A 15,554-nucleotide genomic window follows, 5' to 3' on the forward strand; every position below is an offset into this window, starting at 1 on the left:
GTGTCTGGATGAAAAAGCGACTGTTAGCCGTGGCTTGTCTGATGCTATCGATGCCGGTGTGGGCTCAGGAGGTGAAAATCGATATCAGGGAGTTCATGTTCGGGCCCAAGGATTTGAACGTGGCCGTGGGCACCAAAGTGACGTGGGTGAACGACGACCAGATTCCGCACACGGTGGCGGAAACCCACAAAGTATTTCGCTCTGGGGCGCTGGATACCAATGACAGCTTTTCCTGGGTGTTCAACACACCGGGGGAGTTCGAGTATTTTTGTGCGCTGCATCCACAGATGATCGGGAAGATTGTGGTCAGCCAGTGATGCCACAAGAAACCTACGATACATCCATCTGAAGAAACCCAGACCCCTTGTAGGAGTGAGACCGGCTTGCCGGCGATGGCGGAGTGTCAGTCGACATCACAGTCATCTGACACACCGCCATCGCGGGCAAGCCATGCTCCTACAGGGGGCGTGTGTTTATTTGGGGGCGCTGAGGTTCAGCGTCGGCGTCTCATCAAAGAAGTTCCATGGCTTCAACAGCACATGCACCCATTCGGTCGGCATGATCGGCCATTCCTCGGCCCGCGCGATATGCGTGGTGCCGGTGGTCAGCCAGACCACGTCGTCGGAGTTTTCGATGGACTGGTTATCCGCGGTGAACTGCCCAAGCCCCGAGTCTTTGTCCGAACGGTTCGGGTATTTGCCTTCCGGGTACTTTTCCTCCGGGTTATAGCGCGTCACCCACAGTTGCTTGTCCATGAAGCTGAGGCGGTGATAGAGCCATTCATCCTTGCCAAAGTTGGCGCCCTTGGCCACCGGATGCGTGCCGCCGGCATACGGAATCAGCTGATAGGAAACCGGGTTGCCGACTTTGTTTTCCTTGCTGAAGTTGGTCATCAGGCGAACGGTCGAAGGATCGAATTTCTGTGCGCCTTGCTGTTCGGTGCTGACCACGTTGTGCTCGGTCTGCATCGTGCTGGTGCGCGGGCCGCCACGGTCATTTGGCAGCACCACCGGGTTCACTTCAACCAGCGAGTTGGTTTCACCGTCGACGTCCATGTCCAGGCGGAAGTTGTAGATGTGCTGGTGCGTGGTGCCGACGATGTTGTGGTCCAGCAAGGTGCCGTAGCGCGTGTCTTCCTTGGCCGTGGCTTCGTGCATGGTTTTGGACTGCACGCCTTTGACCGCTTCGATACCGGTGGCGCCGGCATCGATGCCGATGGTGCCGTTTTGCTGGAAGACCCAATCGACGATGTAATCGTAGTTGCCGACGGTGCTGATCCACCGCACCACCAGCTCACGCCGCTCGGTGCTGAGGTTGGGCTGGCCCATTTCCTGGTGTTTGTATTCCGGGCCAGCGTAGCGTTCGAACACCGCCATGGCCCGAGGAATCGAAGTCGGCGCGCCGGTGTAGTCGGCAATCGTGGCGTCGAGCAGCACGGCGTTTTCCGGGGCGTCTTTGCCGCGGGCAATCGGCGAGGTCAGGGTACCCATGCCGTACTCACCTGAGTCCAGGTAAGCCTTGAAGTACCAGCCGGCGTCAGGGTCGCCGTAAGGCACGATCATCCCGCCCAGCGAGCCTTCGTACATGATTTTGCGTTTCTTGCCCTTGTCGTCATACGTGACGGTGGACAGGATCGGGCCGACCCGCGAATCGAGGCGAACATGAAAGTCCCAGTTCTGCCAGTGAATGCTGTTGCCGGTGATGGTGTAGTTTTTCCCTTCCGGTTCGATGATTTCCAGCGGCTTGACCTGCACGCCCTTGCGGTGACGGCCGTCATACGGCGTCGGTTTCATCGGCACCGGGATCAGGGCTTCGTCTTCGATCTTGATCAGCTTCTTTTGCTCAAGGTCGACAATCGCCACCAGGCCCTCAATCGGGTGCGCCCAGTAGTTGCCATCACCGGTATTGAGGTAACTGACGATTTTCAGCAGCCGTTTGTCCTGCTCCAGTCCGTCCTTGCCGTCGAAATAACCGACGGTCAGCGGTGTGGCAACGACTTTCTTCACATCGGTGATGCCGCGCTTGGCCAGGGCCTGTGCATATTCCGGGCTGGTTTCCACAGCCGATTGCACAGTGGCGAAATCGTCCAGCAGGACCATCCCGTGCGCACCTTCGATAGGCTTCCAGGACTTGAGCGCCTTGGCGTCGAGGTCGACCAGAGCTTCGATCACGTGCTTGCCATCCAGCACCACGATGTTGGCCTGGCGCGTCTGAGTGACGTTCTGGCCGGTGAAGACGAAATTCCAGACCTGATCCTTGGGCGGTTCATTGACCGAGACTTCGGTGAATCGAAAGCCGGGTTGGTAGTGCTCGGACTGCTTGACGATATCCACCGCTGCCTTGATTTCGTCCGCGCTCAACGGGTTGAGCGGGTTAGGGCGGGTTTCGACGACAAAGGTTTTGTCCAGGCCGGACTGGAACACCTGATTGATGAAGTCCTTCGGCATGTAGGCGGTTTTGTGTTTGAACACCACCGGGACCGCCAGCTTCATGGGCTTGCCATTGAGCATGGCGACTTTGCTGTCCGGTTTGACCTTGAGGTAAACCCCGTCCTTGGCAATGACGAACAGGTTGGCGTAACTGTCCCATTTGACTGTGGCCCCGAATTCCTCAAGGGTCGACTGCAAAGGCACCATTTCGGCGGCCCCGCCATGGGCCTGTGCGGTGGACATCCAGCCCGGCAAACCGCAGGCGCCCAAGGTGATGGCCAGCGAAAGTCGGGCGAGAGGTTTTCTTTTTAACGAGGCAATGGACGTGAACATTTCTGAGTTCCTTGGGAAACCGGTGACAGCACACCACACTTTGCTACAGCCAATGAAAGGCTTCTTGTGAATTCCTGCCAGATTCCTGTTGCTGCGTGCCTAAATGATCGCTGCCCAAGGTTAATCCACAAATAAACAACTTGGCGTCGACCGGCTTTCAGCTCGCCTGATCTGTCGCATAATGAACCCGCTGGTTTTGACTTTTGTAGTTAACGTAATCGAGTGGGTCGGACATTGATCGAACGACGGCAATTCAGCGGAGGGATGAAGGGTAAAAACCTCCGCTATCTAAACGAGCCTGCTGACAAGCCTGCGCCGGTAACGCGGACGGGTTTTTTGCTGCTCGAACACTTCTCGCTGCCTGCGTTCACGCAAGCACTGGACACGATTGTCACCGCGAATCTGCTGCGTCCCGGACTGTTCGCTTCCCGAACGTTTGGCTTGAACGACGGCGAGGTCGTCAGTGACCTGGGCCTGGTGATCCGGCCGGACGCACGCTTCGATGCGTCGGCGATTCAGCAACTGGACCTGTTGGTCGTGTGTGGCGGCTACCGCACAGAACTGAAGGCCGCCGATGAGTTCATCCATCTGTTGAGAACGGCGGCAGAGCGGGGCATCACTCTGGCCGGACTGTGGAATGGCGCATGGTTTCTGGGCAGCGCTGGCCTGCTGGATGGCTATCGATGCGCCATTCACCCGGAGCATCGGCCCGCACTGGCAGAGATTTCCAAAGCGGCGCATGTCACCAGCGAGCCCTATGTGATTGACCGCGACCGGCTCACGGCGTCCAGTCCTGCGGGGGCCTTCCATATGGCACTGGACTGGATAAAAGGGCTGCACGATAAAGCCCTCGTCGAGGGTATCGAGGACATTCTGGCTTTTGAAGAGTCTCGCTACCGGCGCATCAAACCGGCGGAAAATATCTGTGTGAGTGCGCCATTGCGCGAGGTGGTCAAGCTGATGGACGCCAACCTCGAAGAGCCGCTGGAGCTGGAACAGCTGGCCGTCTACGCAGGGCGTTCACGTCGCCAACTCGAACGCCTGTTCAAGGAGCAACTGGGCACCACGCCGCAGCGCTATTACCTGGAACTGCGCATCACCGAAGCGCGTCGACTCCTGCAGCACACCGAGCTGTCTCAAGTGGACGTGCTGGTGGCCTGCGGTTTTGTATCGCCGAGCCATTTCAGCAAATGCTATAGCTCGTATTTCGGCTACCGGCCGTCCAAGGAAACCCGGCTCGTCAAATAAAACAGCCATGCCCTCTCCCACGGCAGGAGAGGGCGGCTGCCCATTTCAAGTGTGACGAATCTCCCGGTCCTTGGTTTCCGGCAGGAAGAACGTACCCAGAATCGCCGTCATCACCGCGATCACGATCGGGTACCACAGCCCGTAATAGATGTCCCCCGTGGCCGCGACCATGGCGAAGGCCACCGTCGGCAGAAACCCGCCGAACCAGCCATTGCCGATGTGATACGGCAGCGACATCGAGGTGTAGCGGATGCGCGCCGGAAACAGTTCGACCAGCCACGCGGCAATAGGCCCGTAGACCATGGTCACGTAGATCACGAGGATGGTCAGCAGTAGCAACACCATCGGGTAGTTGGTCTTCGCCGGGTCGGCCTTCTCGGGGTAGCCGGCCTCCTTGAGGGCGGTGCCGAGGGTCGCGATGAAGGCGTCGTTGCTGGTTTTGAATTCAGCGGCCGGCAGACTGGTGCCCTCGAAGCTCTGAATCACCTTGTCGCCGATGCGAACCTGAGCGATGGTGCCCGGTTCGGCCTTCTCGTTTTTGTAAGGGATCGCTTTCTTCGCCAGCACGCTCTTGGCGAGGTCGCAGGAGCTGGTGAATCTGGCCTTGCCCACCGGGTCGAACTGGAACGAGCACTGGCCGGGATCGGCGATCACCGTGACCGGGTTCTTCTCCTGTGCCACGAACACGTCGGGGTTACCGTACTGGGTCAACGCATGGAAGATCGGGAAGTAGGTCAGCGCCGCGAGGATGCAGCCGGCCATGATGATGCCCTTGCGGCCGATGCGGTCGGACAGGCTGCCGAATATGACGAAGAACGGTGTGCCAATCAGCAGCGAACCGGCAATCAACAGGTTGGCGGTTTGCGGGTCGATCTTGAGTGTTTGCAACAGAAAAAACAGCGCATAGAACTGCCCGGTGTACCAGACCACCGCCTGGCCGGCCGTACCGCCGAGCAAGGCCATGATCACGATTTTCAGGTTGCCCCAGCGGGCGAAGGACTCGGTCAGTGGCGCCTTGGAGGCTTTGCCTTCCTCCTTCATTTTCTTGAACACCGGCGACTCGCTGAGTTGCAGGCGGATGTACACCGAGACGATCAGCAGCAGGATCGACAGCAGGAACGGAATCCGCCAGCCCCAGGCCTCGAACGCTTCCGTGCCGAGCAAGGTGCGGCAGGCGAGGATCACCAGCAGCGACAAAAACAGACCGAGGGTCGCGGTGGTCTGGATCCACGAGGTGAAGTAACCGCGCTTGCCTGGCGGTGCATGTTCGGCCACGTACGTCGCCGCGCCGCCGTATTCACCACCCAGGGCCAGGCCTTGCAGCAGGCGCAGGCTGATCAGGATGACCGGCGCCGCCACGCCGATGGTTTCGTAGCCGGGTAGAAAGCCGACGACGGCGGTGGAGAAACCCATGATGACAATGGTGATGAGGAAGGTGTGCTTGCGCCCGATCATGTCACCCAACCGGCCAAACACGATGGCGCCGAAAGGCCGTACGGCGAACCCTGCGGCGAAGGCGAGCAGGGCGAAGATGAACGCCGTGGTCTCGTTGACGCCCGCGAAGAAGTGCTTGGCGATGATGGCGGCGAGGGAACCGTAAAGGTAGAAGTCGTACCATTCGAATACGGTGCCCAGGGACGAGGCGAAAATAACCTTGCGCTCTTCCTTGGTTATCCCGCGGTTGGGCGTGCTACCCGTGGTTGTGGTGTCGATTACGGCCATGAGTGATCTCCGTTTTGCTCTTGTTATAGGCCGGAGTACCTCTCATCAGTTGCCGCACCCAGGCCCTGGGGCTGATGTCATCGGATTGCAAATTGCACGAATCAGGGAAGCAGCTGACGGCCTCGCAGGTGTGCCGGGATAGTTGAAGCATAATCACCTTCGCGCAGATATCCACTCGCCATCACGCTTCAATCTCAAGTCGATGAAACGCCGCGGGTGGCCGACAAACAAGTGCCCCGCAGAAAACCGAAAACGTTCGGATTTTGCGTGTTCAGTGGCGAGCCTTAAAAAACGCAGAAGCTGGCATAAACCATCATCATCACAGTAGCGACACCAAACGCGGCCAATGCCTTTGCCATGTCATGGTGTTCAGGCACATGCTCGGCCATTGGCTGCCATGGAGGAATCGAGGACGCTGAACTTTTGCTGTGGTATTGGCGGTGGACCCTGTAGGTGTATCGCAAGCCAATCAGCAGAAACAGCGCGACCAGACCGAGTACGGCCATGCAAGTAATGGCGGGTTTAGCCTCGGCCCGGGTTTCGTGAGCACAGGCCGCGCTATTGAGTTCCAGAATGCTGATTTGTCCATAACCCATCTGGGGCTGCGGGGTAACCGTGCGGATCGCTGCCTGTTGTTGCAGGTCCAGCACCTGATACTTCCAGAGCGTTGTCGAGCCTTCCCGGCAGTAGGTGAACGTGATGGGGTCCGGGGCATCAATAATGCAACCATCGTTGATGTTGAGTTTTTTCAGCGTTTGATCCGCTGCTCTTGTGAAATCCAGGTCGAAGACCGGAATAATCCCGGTGGCTGAAGCTGCCATCGAAAACAGCACGCTGCCCGCGACGATGATTATCGAAGCTTTCAAGGTTATGTTTCCTTGTTTTTAATCAGCGTATAGAAACGCACGCGGAGCGTGGCTCCCCCTGTTTCGATGAGTCTAGAAGACTGGTAGGTGCCTGAAGCCTCTCAGAAAAAATAGCGTAGATAATGGCAGAAATGACACTCGTTTACAGTAAGGTACCCTTGCGGTGCCTGGCCGAATCAGTCACTCATGCCGTCTTCAATCGCGATTCCTTGTGCACGCATTGCCTTGATCAACTCTGCCCGAGTACCCGGTAAATTGAGCATAGCCACGTGACGCAATTCAGCCACTTCTTCAGCGCTGTAAGGCTGGTAATCGGCAGGCGTGCTTTTACCGGCCAGGCCGCCGTCGCGCATCAACCAGTTAAGCAGGTCAGCCAACTGCGCGTTGTTCAGCGCCGATTGCGACATGCCGGGTACACGCACCAGAAATTCGCGGCCGCCGGGGACCTTGAGGAAGTTGCCGACAAACCCTGTGAGCCGAGGCGTGTCATTGGCTGCCGAGCCCATGCCGTTGCCCAAATGGCAGCCGGCGCATTGCAGCTGGTAGTTCACGCCAACGCTGTAACCGGCCTGGGCGATGGGTTTTTGCAGTTCTTCATTGCCCGGCGCATGCCGCTGCGTCGGGTCGGGAATGGCCCGGGCATAGGCGAGCGGGGCGGCAACGACGCAAACCAGACCGAGAAATAGCAACCTACGCATGACAAGCACCTCTACAGGAATCGCATTGGGCACAAAAAAATCCGCCGACTGCGTGAGCAACCGGCGGCAATGCGCGTTAAACGGCGACGCCACGGATGATCGAAACGGTGCAGTGATAGATGTGCGATTTGGCGGCCAGGCACCAGTTCACATCGTTGTTGTTGAACGGGCGATAAGCCGGTTCTTCACTGTCGTTACGGGTGCAGGCGCACTGGGCGCAGCTCTGCTTACCGCAGCAGTCGTTATAGGAAATGATGTAGTCCTTGCCGTCGGCCGGGTTGCGGCAGGTGCCGATCCAGGTGACTTGCGAGGCTTCGGTGCCCGGTGGGCAGGACGTCACGGAACCACCGCAGCAGCTGCACAGAAAGCCGTCGATGGAGCAATAACGCCAGTAATCGCAGCTGTTCGGATCACCCGGGTCACCGGCTTTCGGGTTGTCGGCGGCCAGGGCTTTGCTGGTGCGGTCCAGTGGCAACAGCAGCGGCAGTGCGGCACCGGCGACCATCAAGGAACCCATGCGCGACAGCAGTTTGCGGCGTGAGGTGGTGTCGGCGACTCGACGGGTCGAGCGCTCGAACAACATATCCAGCAGTTTCATAAAAATCTCCCTGCCTTAATCAATGGCTATGGCCGTGGCTGTGGTCGTGTGCATGCGGCTGGCTGTTGAGGTATTCCTGCAGCGTGGACTTTTTCAGGTGCTCGACTTCGAACAGGCTGTCCAGGTGCTCGCGGGAATTGACCAGGCCTTTGGCGCGCAAGGTGCCGGTTTTGTCGATCAGAGCGGCGTAGGGCAGCTTGCCGATCTGATAGGTCATACCGACTTCCGGTCCGACCACGTAGGTCGCGTCTTCCAGTTTGTGTTCGCGGATCAGCTTCTGTTGGGCGTCCATGTCGCCGTCGCTGATGAACACCACGTCCAGGCGATCTGCCTGTTCCTTGGCGATGGATTTGATCGCAGGCAACAGCGATTTGCAGATCGGGCAGGTCGGCGAGAGGAAGAACAGCAGTTGGTTCTTTTCGCCGGCATAACCGAAGTTCACCGGGCGACCGTTACGGTCGGAGGCGGTGACTTGCGGTGCGGCTTCGTTGACCGCCACGCCTTTGTCCATCATCAGCGCCCCGGCCGGAGCCAGGCGGCCATGCAAGACACCAATCTGACGCACCAGGCCCATGACGGCAAACGCCACGGCCGCCAGCAAAATCCAGAGCAAAACGTTGGAAACAATTAAGCCTTCCATTGATCACCTACCAATCAGTTTGAGCAGAAGAGGGGAGTTCGCCAGCAAGCCATCGGCTGCGGCGTACAGAAGCAGCGCTACGGCGCTGGCGGCAACGGTGACGAAGCCATCAAAAAAACCCAGGTCGCGGGCCATCGGCAGCACGCTGGCCAACAGCGCCACGCCCACCAGCACGCTGTTGCGCAGCAACAGGATCGGGCGCAACGGTTGCGCCTGGTCCGGGCCGGCACAGCCGCAGTCGATGTCGCGGCGACCGCGCCACAGGTTGATGCCAATGGCCGCGGCGTACAGCGCGATCAGGCTGGCCGCCGTCAACGCTGCCCAATACCGGCTGACCGGCACCAGCAACGCGAACGCGATCACCAGCTCTACCGCTGGAATCACACGAGCGACCGGGCGGACCAACGCGCCAGGCAACAGTTGGTAGTCCGCCAACTGTTTGGCAAAACGTGCCGGCGCGCGCACCTTGTGCGTCGCGGCACTGGCCAGCAACACCGCAATGGTGAGGGCGCTGGCAATGATGAAGATCGGATCTAAGTGCATGGCCGAACCTCGTTTAGTAGCTCATGACCTGAGTCGCGGTTTTGGCGACTTTCGGCATGCTGCCAGTGAGCTTGTTGGTCTTGAGATCAAAAATCTGCAAGCCGCCCTCGACATCGGCGCCCAGCAACAGCGGCTTGTCGTCGCCCGTTGCTTGCAGGCTCCACACCGGCGCTGGCGCTTCCAGGGTCGCCACTTTTTTGTGGGTCTTGAGGTCATACGCCCAGATCAGCGGGCTCGGGTCTTCCCACTTCAACGGTTCATGTCCGTCGTGCATCAGCACGTACAAGCGGTCGAGCTTCGGCGCCACGGCCATCAGCTGCCAGCCACCCGGCGCCCAGCCGGCTTTCTTTTCCTCGTCGGTGGTCAACGACCACGACGGCAGGATCTTCGGCGCGTCGCTAGAAAAATCCACCGGGCGAACGGTGCCGGTGGTGGTGGTGAAGTAGTACGTATCGCCAACGTTCACCGCGCGCTCGACGAGCTTTTCGGCGTTCGGGTCGAAGAACGGCGTGCGGCTGCGCGCGGTTTCCTGGCCCTGATCGTTCAGCGTGATCACCTGCAAGCTGCCATCGCCACACAGCGAGGCGAAGCGGCGGTTGCCGATCGGGTAGTTGAGCACGCAACCCGGAATCGCCAGTTCGGCGGCGACGGACTTGGCTTGCGTGTCGACCACGGTCACCGAGGTCGATGGCGTGAAGTTGTAGACGTAGACGAAACGGTCATCGCCACTGGTATTCAAGCCGTAGCGTTGGGTCAGCGACTCGGCGCGCTTGGGTGGAATCACGACTTCCCAGGCCGGCGCCAGAGTCGAAGTGTCCCACGCGGTCAGCACGTCGGTAACCGTGCCGCGAGTGCCGCGCGAGTAGAAAATGTCGGCGCTGTAGAGGGTCTTTTTATCGCGGCTGAGCGTTGACGGTGCGGCGAAACCGGTCGGCACCATGCCGAGGATGCGTTTTTTGTCGGGGTCGACCACGGTGACACGGCCCGCCACGAAGCTTTCGAATTCGACGTCGACGATAAACGCCCGATGGGCTTCCGGCGGAAAGGCCAAAACGGTCTGGCCGATGGTGTCAGCCGGCAGGTCCGCACGGGCGCTGGTCAAACCGAGTACAAGCAGGCTCAGACCTAGCGCTGACTGTACGTTGATCCTGTTGGTTCGCATTAGGGGAACTCCCTGAATTGTTATTCACGCAGATCGCGGGTGCTTGGGCAGATTTTTACAATTCGATTCTGCCTCGCCGGGAAACGCCGAGAATTGCTGTGGCTGCCAAGTGTTTGTGTGTCTGTGCCAGTCGAGGGAAACGGGCTGCACCCACCGATAAACGCGATTCAAATGACGTCGGCGAACACGCCCCTGTAGCAGCTGCCGAAGGCTGCGTTCGGCTGCGTAGCAGTCGTAAACCCTGCTGAAACGGTCCTTCTGACACTCCGCGCGTACTGGTTTTACGACTGCTACGCAGCCGGACGCAGCCTTCGGCAGCTGCTACAGGTCTGCGGGTGCTTAGGCGGGAGTAGCGAGGGGAAGGGAGAAGGTAAAAACAGCGCCACAAGTCTCCAGGTTTTGCGCCCGGATATCCCCGCGATGGCGGCCGATGATGTTTTTGCACAGCGCCAGGCCAATGCCGTTGGCGCTGACCTTGGAGGAGAAGAATTTAACGATCAACCGTTGGCGAGGAGCAAGCTCCACCGCCAACGTGTCGTGCTAATTACTTTGGTGGAACGAAGTTATCCAGCATCCGATTCACCGCCAGCTCCCCCAGCATGATGACCTGCTGCAGCGCCAGCACGGTACTGCGATGGGTGCCCTCTACCAACGCCGCCACATTGCTGGCCATGACACTGGCTGACGCCAGGTTTTCACATGTTTGAACCAGCAAGGTTTCATGGTCGACGTCTGGGGCAATCATATAAATGGTGCTGGGTTTACGAGGGGTGTTGTTCATGAGCGCCGCCGGGTTGAGGTAGAAGTTGAGCGCGCGCTCAGCGGCGTCGTGGAGTTTTTTTGAATCGAGGGATTCGTATGGGGATACTGGATCGGTGTCTGGCGGATCAGTATCCGGTGAATCGGTGTCCGGCGGATTAGGTGTTACTTTGAACATAGTTTGCTGCTCCGAATTGGAGCCGCTATCGCTTCTCTACTAAAAGAAGGGTGGCGGCTGTACGCAGGTTAGTAGACCGGGGAGTCAGCAATACCGGCGCGCCCTAGGGCGCCCTGCGCACAACCACCATTGAGCGCAGGAAAAAACCTGACTGAATGGCGCTTATGCACATTACCGACAAACCACGGGCTACTAAACCCGACCACTGATGGGCAGTGGCAGGGAAACAATAGAGGCCGGGGTCCAGGCGCACAAGCCGGCGGATTCTGTCTGAACCGTAGGTAACGGCGCAAGGTCTTGTAGCCTTCGGGACGTAACACCGAGTGTCTTTAAACACGTTTTATTAAACACGTGAAAGCTCTCAGAAAATCGAGGAAACGTCCGACATTTTTTTAGGGTTGGCTGTCGGAAGCGAGAGGTTTAGTGTTGTTTCTGCCGTCGGGTAGAGAGATTGAGCGCTTGGTGCTTGCCTTGCAGAGGTGCACTTCATCCCTACAGCCACGACAGCAAGTCACAGACCGATTAGACTGCTATCTATTGATCACGGAGGTCACTATGAGCGCCGAACTTTCCCCCATCGTTTCCGAGTTCGAAACCGAAGAACAGGCCGCCAGCTACGACCGTTGGTTCCGTGCCAAAGTGCAGGCTTCACTCGATGATCCACGCCCGAATGTCCCTCACGATCAGGTAATGGCTGATATGCGAGCCCTGATCGAATCCAAGCGCAATAAGCGCGATGCTGGTTGAGTGGCGGCCCGAAGCGCGGGCTGAACTCTGGCAAATCCTTGATTATATTGGCGATCGCCACGTTGTAGCGGCCAGCGAGCTGTACCAAGCCATTGAGGCTGCTACTACGGCCTTGCCGCAACATCCCTACCTCTATCGATTTGGTCGTGTGCCCGGCACGCGGGAAATTGTTGTGCACCCCAATTACTTGGTGGTCTACCGGGTGACAGATCGAATCGAGATCGTGACCGTTTTGCATGCCAGGCAGGAATACCCCTGACTCCCAATCAGGTCTGATTGCTGGGTCCCTGCGCAAGTTTTCCAACCCCCTCGCCACAGGTCATTACTTGGCGAAAGGGTTGTTTACTGTGGATTTGCGAGGGGAAGTGAGAAGCTGAACACAGCACCACAAGGCTCCAGGTTTTGCGCCCAGATATCCCCGCGATGGCGACCGATGATGTTTTTGCACAGCGCCAGGCCAATGCCGTTGCCGCTGACCTTGGAGGAGAAAAACCCGTCAAACAGCTTGTCCTGCTCCAGCGCCTGAATCCCGCGCCCGCGATCTTCAACCCGCACCAAGGCAACCTGATCATCACGGCTCGCGTGAATACGCAGAACGCGTCGATCCGTCGGCAAATCACTCATCTCTTCGATGGCATTAAAGGCCAGGTTAAGGATGACCTGGCCGATCAGTACCTTCTCGCAACTGATCAGCAGCGGTTCAGGGCTGGTGACGATTTCGACTTTTATAAGGCTCGGATCGGCACGCAGGCTGATGAAGTATCGGGTTTCGCGCAGCAGTTCATTGAGGTCGATCAGCTCTTCGGATTGCTCCAGCTTGACCACGTATTCGCGCACGCTTTTGATGATCAGTGACGCGTGCTCGATTTGCCGCACGGCGTTCTGCAAACCCCAGGCCACGCCTTGCTCGTTGTTTTGATCCTTGCCCAGGCGAATCACCGCGCCTTCGATGAAATTGCGTGTGGCTGCCAGCGGCTGACTCAGTTCATGGGCAATCGCCACGGCCATTTCGCCCATGGCGTTGTAGCGCGCCAGGTATTCCAGTTTTTGTTCGCTGACCCGTCGGGCTTCTTCGGCGCGCACCTGTTCGGTGACATCGCGAAACAGCAGCAAGTAGCCGACCAGGTCGTCTTCAATTTCGATGTAGCGACACGTCGCGTGGTGCCAGCGCCATTCACCGTCTCGCCGCTGCAAGTGATAGTGAACGCTGAACGGCGCGTGTTCCGGCTGCTCGCAGGACAACTGTTGCAGCAGGCGCTGGCGTGACGTCTCGTCGCACCAGTGGAGGAAGTTTTCGCCAATCAAAGGCTGATCTTCGCTGTTGAGCAGTTGCGCGGCGGACTCACTTATAAAGCGGATGTCGCCTTGCGGCCCAAGCACCGCAACGCCTTCGGCCAGGTCCTGCATAAAGGCTTTGAGGCGGCTTTCGAAGCGCTTGAGGTCACGCTTGACCTTGTCTTCCTTGGAGATGTCGCGGAACTGCACCATCAACACATCGCGACCGTCCAGGTGCACCAGTGTCGCCACTGCTTCCGAGAGGATTTCCACGCCTTGCTTGGAGCGATAACACCACTCGATGGCGCGCTGACCGGTGCGCGCCGCGCCTTCCAGCCACCGCAGGCCGACCGAGCGCCGGTACTGCGGCGCATTGCGGGTCATGTCCGGGGCTTTGAGCGGCGTGAGTTCTTCCAGGGTAAAACCCAGCGCTGTCAGGGCGGCGGCGTTGGCCCACAGAATCTCCTTGCTGTGGGCGTCGTGAAGAATGATGCACAACGGCATGGCTTCGATCAGGGCGTAGAAGTCGTTCGGTTTTGGCAGATACATCGCGCAGCCCTTGGCGGCAGAGGGGTCGACTACAGATGAAGTCGAAGTATGGCGTTTTATACCGGCTTGCGCCTGGCGATGCGCTCAGAGGTAACCGGGGGCGGGCTAGGGGTTTTCTTTAGTCGGGGGGCTACACGCCCCAATAGTGGCGAGCGGATGCGGTTTTTACACTGAACCCATCAACGGTCGCCACGCCCCGAGGCAGGCTCCGTCTAATAACAAGTCAACGGAGATCAAGCCCATGCTGCGTTCAGCTACCGCGCAGAAAGACCCTCTGCCAGGCGTCGACGACACCAGCGTCCACCGCCAGGAATTTCAGCGGGTGCTGGATGAAGTGCGCCAACGTCGCGATGAATTCGACGACGGTTCCCACGTACCACGGGACATGATCGAACGCTTCAAACAGGTGGGCATCTATCGCGCCGCCACGCCGAAATGCTTCGGCGGTGATGCGCTGGCGCCAGCGCTTTTCCTGCAAATGATCGAACGCATCTCCGAAGCCGACGGTTCCGCCGGCTGGGTCGCCAGCTTCGGCAGCGCCGGCGTTTATCTCGCTGCATTGCCGCCAGAAACCCTGGCTGAAATCTACGCCGACAGCCCGGATCTGGTGTTCGCCGGCGGCCTGTTCCCGTTGCAGCCTGCTGAGGCAGTCGATGGCGGCTGGCAGGTCAACGGCACCTGGAAATTCGCCAGCGGCTGCAAGGGCGCCGACCTGCTCGGTGTTGGTATCGGCGCGGCCGGTGGCAAACCGCGCACCGCCGTGTTCCGCGCGGATCAGGTCGACATTGTCGAAAACTGGGACGTGGTCGGCCTCAAAGGCACTGGCAGCCACGACCTGCGCGTCACCGACAAACACGTCGAAGAGCGCTGGACCTTCATTCGTGGCGGTGCCGCGACCATCGATGAGCCGCTGTTCCGCTACCCGTCGATTGCCTACGCCGCGCAAGTGCTGGCCGTGGTCAACCTCGGTCTGGCCCGCGCTGCCCTTGATGAAGTGAGGCGCATGGCCGCCGGCAGCGGCATCACCGGCGCGCCGAAAATGGCCGATCGCGCTTACGTGCGCATTGAAATCGCCAAGGCCGAAGCGCAACTGGCCGCCGCCCGTGGCTTCTTCTACAACGCAACCGAGCAGGTGTGGAACTCGATTCTCGCTGGCAACCCGGTCACGCCTGAGCAAACCAGCCTGTTGCGCCTGTCCGCGATTCACGTGTCCCAGGCCGGTGCGGCCGTGGTGCAGAGCGCTTACAGCCTCGCTGGCACCACCGCGATTTACCTGCGCCACCCGCTGCAGCGTTACCTGCGCGATTCGATGGTGGTCACCCAGCACGCATTCCTCAGCGAAGGCCTGTACGACGGCGCCGGTTCGGTGTTCCTCGGCGTACCGCCATTCCCTGGTTACATCTGAACCCACTATTTTTCAAGGATCAAACCCCATGACCCAGACCACTCAAGAGCCACTGCGCGTCGTTTTTTGCATCGGCATCACCCAGAACTTTTTCGACCTGCCGACCGGCGAAGGCCTGAGCGTGTGGAAAGGCTTCAGCCAGATGATGGGCTCGCTGGGCGCCATGCCCGGCATCACCGTACTCGGCGCGATGGACGATGACCGCTTGATGGTCGGCCCTTCCACCACTTCGCCGTGGACTGTCTACATCATGGCCGACGTCGACTGCCACCAATCGGTGATCGATGCCTGCAACCTGTTCCGCACCACGCCGGTGAACGAGTACAGCCTGTGGCGCTACGCCAAGGTCGAAGCGCGCATCGGTCGCCCGCTGACCATTCCTGACGCAGCCAAGGTTTAAAC

At 59.1% G+C, this 15,554-nt stretch carries 16 protein-coding genes and 1 pseudogene; 6 read left to right on the plus strand and 11 right to left on the minus strand.

Going from position 1 to position 15,554, the window contains the following annotated elements:
* Positions 1 to 8 precede the first annotated feature (8 nt).
* Positions 9 to 317, plus strand: coding sequence for a cupredoxin domain-containing protein (locus tag ACWGZX_RS23715; RefSeq protein WP_452625667.1), 309 nt, complete (start codon positions 9 to 11; stop codon positions 315 to 317).
* Positions 318 to 473: 156 nt separating this feature from the next.
* Here the strand turns inward: ACWGZX_RS23715 and tynA are convergent, their stop codons facing one another.
* Positions 474 to 2,762: a primary-amine oxidase gene (tynA, locus tag ACWGZX_RS23720; RefSeq protein WP_452625668.1), complete on the minus strand. Its 2,289-nt coding sequence runs from the start codon at positions 2,760 to 2,762 to the stop codon at positions 474 to 476.
* A gap of 234 nt (positions 2,763 to 2,996) precedes the next feature.
* Between tynA and ACWGZX_RS23725 the strand changes: the two genes are divergently transcribed.
* A complete protein-coding gene (locus ACWGZX_RS23725; protein ID WP_452625669.1) occupies positions 2,997 to 4,010 on the plus strand; it encodes a GlxA family transcriptional regulator in 1,014 nt (337 codons plus the stop codon).
* A gap of 45 nt (positions 4,011 to 4,055) precedes the next feature.
* On the opposite strand, the gene ACWGZX_RS23730 is transcribed toward ACWGZX_RS23725, so the two are convergent.
* The 9 genes and pseudogenes from ACWGZX_RS23730 to ACWGZX_RS23770 all read right to left on the minus strand — a co-directional run bounded on the left by ACWGZX_RS23730 (position 4,056) and on the right by ACWGZX_RS23770 (position 11,176).
* Positions 4,056 to 5,732, minus strand: coding sequence for an MFS transporter (locus ACWGZX_RS23730; RefSeq protein WP_452625670.1), 1,677 nt, complete (start codon positions 5,730 to 5,732; stop codon positions 4,056 to 4,058).
* Between the two features lie 284 nt (positions 5,733 to 6,016).
* The gene (locus tag ACWGZX_RS23735) at positions 6,017 to 6,598 is read right to left on the minus strand and encodes a hypothetical protein (protein WP_452625671.1); all 582 of its coding nucleotides are present in this window, start codon (positions 6,596 to 6,598) and stop codon (positions 6,017 to 6,019) included.
* A gap of 176 nt (positions 6,599 to 6,774) precedes the next feature.
* Complete coding sequence (locus ACWGZX_RS23740; RefSeq protein WP_452625672.1) at positions 6,775 to 7,296, minus strand: cytochrome C; 522 nt, start codon at positions 7,294 to 7,296, stop codon at positions 6,775 to 6,777.
* 76 nt (positions 7,297 to 7,372) lie between these two features.
* Positions 7,373 to 7,894 (minus strand): methylamine dehydrogenase light chain, encoded by a 522-nt coding sequence (locus ACWGZX_RS23745; RefSeq protein WP_452625673.1) that lies wholly within the window; start codon positions 7,892 to 7,894, stop codon positions 7,373 to 7,375.
* A gap of 19 nt (positions 7,895 to 7,913) precedes the next feature.
* Positions 7,914 to 8,534, minus strand: a complete 621-nt coding sequence (gene mauD, locus ACWGZX_RS23750) for a methylamine dehydrogenase accessory protein MauD (protein WP_452625674.1) — start codon at positions 8,532 to 8,534, stop codon at positions 7,914 to 7,916.
* Between the two features lie 3 nt (positions 8,535 to 8,537).
* Positions 8,538 to 9,077: a MauE/DoxX family redox-associated membrane protein gene (locus tag ACWGZX_RS23755; RefSeq protein ID WP_452625675.1), complete on the minus strand. Its 540-nt coding sequence runs from the start codon at positions 9,075 to 9,077 to the stop codon at positions 8,538 to 8,540.
* Between the two features lie 13 nt (positions 9,078 to 9,090).
* Positions 9,091 to 10,239, minus strand: a complete 1,149-nt coding sequence (locus ACWGZX_RS23760) for an amine dehydrogenase large subunit (protein WP_452625676.1) — start codon at positions 10,237 to 10,239, stop codon at positions 9,091 to 9,093.
* Positions 10,240 to 10,578: 339 nt separating this feature from the next.
* Positions 10,579 to 10,734 (minus strand): annotated as a pseudogene (locus ACWGZX_RS23765) (ATP-binding protein); the annotation flags it as partial.
* Positions 10,735 to 10,783: 49 nt separating this feature from the next.
* Complete coding sequence (locus ACWGZX_RS23770) at positions 10,784 to 11,176, minus strand: DUF6124 family protein (protein WP_452625677.1); 393 nt, start codon at positions 11,174 to 11,176, stop codon at positions 10,784 to 10,786.
* 555 nt (positions 11,177 to 11,731) lie between these two features.
* On the opposite strand from ACWGZX_RS23770, the gene relB reads away from it, so the two are divergent.
* Both relB and ACWGZX_RS23780 read left to right on the plus strand, forming a co-directional pair.
* Positions 11,732 to 11,923 carry a type II toxin-antitoxin system RelB family antitoxin gene (gene relB, locus ACWGZX_RS23775; protein ID WP_452625678.1) on the plus strand — a complete coding sequence of 64 codons (192 nt, stop codon included), beginning with the start codon at positions 11,732 to 11,734 and terminating at the stop codon, positions 11,921 to 11,923.
* Positions 11,913 to 12,182 (plus strand): type II toxin-antitoxin system RelE/ParE family toxin, encoded by a 270-nt coding sequence (locus ACWGZX_RS23780; RefSeq protein ID WP_083376335.1) that lies wholly within the window; start codon positions 11,913 to 11,915, stop codon positions 12,180 to 12,182. The genes relB and ACWGZX_RS23780 overlap by 11 nt, the downstream gene beginning before the upstream one ends.
* Before the next feature lie 83 nt (positions 12,183 to 12,265).
* On the opposite strand, the gene ACWGZX_RS23785 is transcribed toward ACWGZX_RS23780, so the two are convergent.
* A complete protein-coding gene (locus ACWGZX_RS23785; protein WP_452625679.1) occupies positions 12,266 to 13,747 on the minus strand; it encodes a PAS domain S-box protein in 1,482 nt (493 codons plus the stop codon).
* Between the two features lie 241 nt (positions 13,748 to 13,988).
* Here ACWGZX_RS23785 and ACWGZX_RS23790 point away from each other — a divergent pair, with 241 nt between their 5' ends.
* Both ACWGZX_RS23790 and ACWGZX_RS23795 read left to right on the plus strand, forming a co-directional pair.
* Positions 13,989 to 15,152: an acyl-CoA dehydrogenase family protein gene (locus tag ACWGZX_RS23790; protein WP_452625680.1), complete on the plus strand. Its 1,164-nt coding sequence runs from the start codon at positions 13,989 to 13,991 to the stop codon at positions 15,150 to 15,152.
* Positions 15,153 to 15,180: 28 nt separating this feature from the next.
* Positions 15,181 to 15,552, plus strand: a complete 372-nt coding sequence (locus ACWGZX_RS23795; protein WP_007945348.1) for a hypothetical protein — start codon at positions 15,181 to 15,183, stop codon at positions 15,550 to 15,552.
* Positions 15,553 to 15,554 lie beyond the last annotated feature (2 nt).

Source organism: Pseudomonas sp. CLCA07, from assembly GCF_053615335.1.

Excerpts from the sequence above, each read along its gene's own strand:
- ACWGZX_RS23715 (WP_452625667.1), top strand. The coding sequence starts at position 9 with ATGAAAAAGCGACTGTTAGCCGTGGCTTGTCTGATGCTATCGATGCCG.
- tynA (WP_452625668.1), bottom strand. The coding sequence starts at position 2,762 with ATGTTCACGTCCATTGCCTCGTTAAAAAGAAAACCTCTCGCCCGACTT.
- ACWGZX_RS23730 (WP_452625670.1), bottom strand. The coding sequence starts at position 5,732 with ATGGCCGTAATCGACACCACAACCACGGGTAGCACGCCCAACCGCGGG.
- ACWGZX_RS23740 (WP_452625672.1), bottom strand. The coding sequence starts at position 7,296 with ATGCGTAGGTTGCTATTTCTCGGTCTGGTTTGCGTCGTTGCCGCCCCG.
- ACWGZX_RS23745 (WP_452625673.1), bottom strand. The coding sequence starts at position 7,894 with ATGAAACTGCTGGATATGTTGTTCGAGCGCTCGACCCGTCGAGTCGCC.
- mauD (WP_452625674.1), bottom strand. The coding sequence starts at position 8,534 with ATGGAAGGCTTAATTGTTTCCAACGTTTTGCTCTGGATTTTGCTGGCG.
- ACWGZX_RS23755 (WP_452625675.1), bottom strand. The coding sequence starts at position 9,077 with ATGCACTTAGATCCGATCTTCATCATTGCCAGCGCCCTCACCATTGCG.
- ACWGZX_RS23760 (WP_452625676.1), bottom strand. The coding sequence starts at position 10,239 with ATGCGAACCAACAGGATCAACGTACAGTCAGCGCTAGGTCTGAGCCTG.
- ACWGZX_RS23770 (WP_452625677.1), bottom strand. The coding sequence starts at position 11,176 with ATGTTCAAAGTAACACCTAATCCGCCGGACACCGATTCACCGGATACT.
- relB (WP_452625678.1), top strand. The coding sequence starts at position 11,732 with ATGAGCGCCGAACTTTCCCCCATCGTTTCCGAGTTCGAAACCGAAGAA.
- ACWGZX_RS23780 (WP_083376335.1), top strand. The coding sequence starts at position 11,913 with ATGCTGGTTGAGTGGCGGCCCGAAGCGCGGGCTGAACTCTGGCAAATC.
- ACWGZX_RS23785 (WP_452625679.1), bottom strand. The coding sequence starts at position 13,747 with ATGTATCTGCCAAAACCGAACGACTTCTACGCCCTGATCGAAGCCATG.
- ACWGZX_RS23790 (WP_452625680.1), top strand. The coding sequence starts at position 13,989 with ATGCTGCGTTCAGCTACCGCGCAGAAAGACCCTCTGCCAGGCGTCGAC.
- ACWGZX_RS23795 (WP_007945348.1), top strand. The coding sequence starts at position 15,181 with ATGACCCAGACCACTCAAGAGCCACTGCGCGTCGTTTTTTGCATCGGC.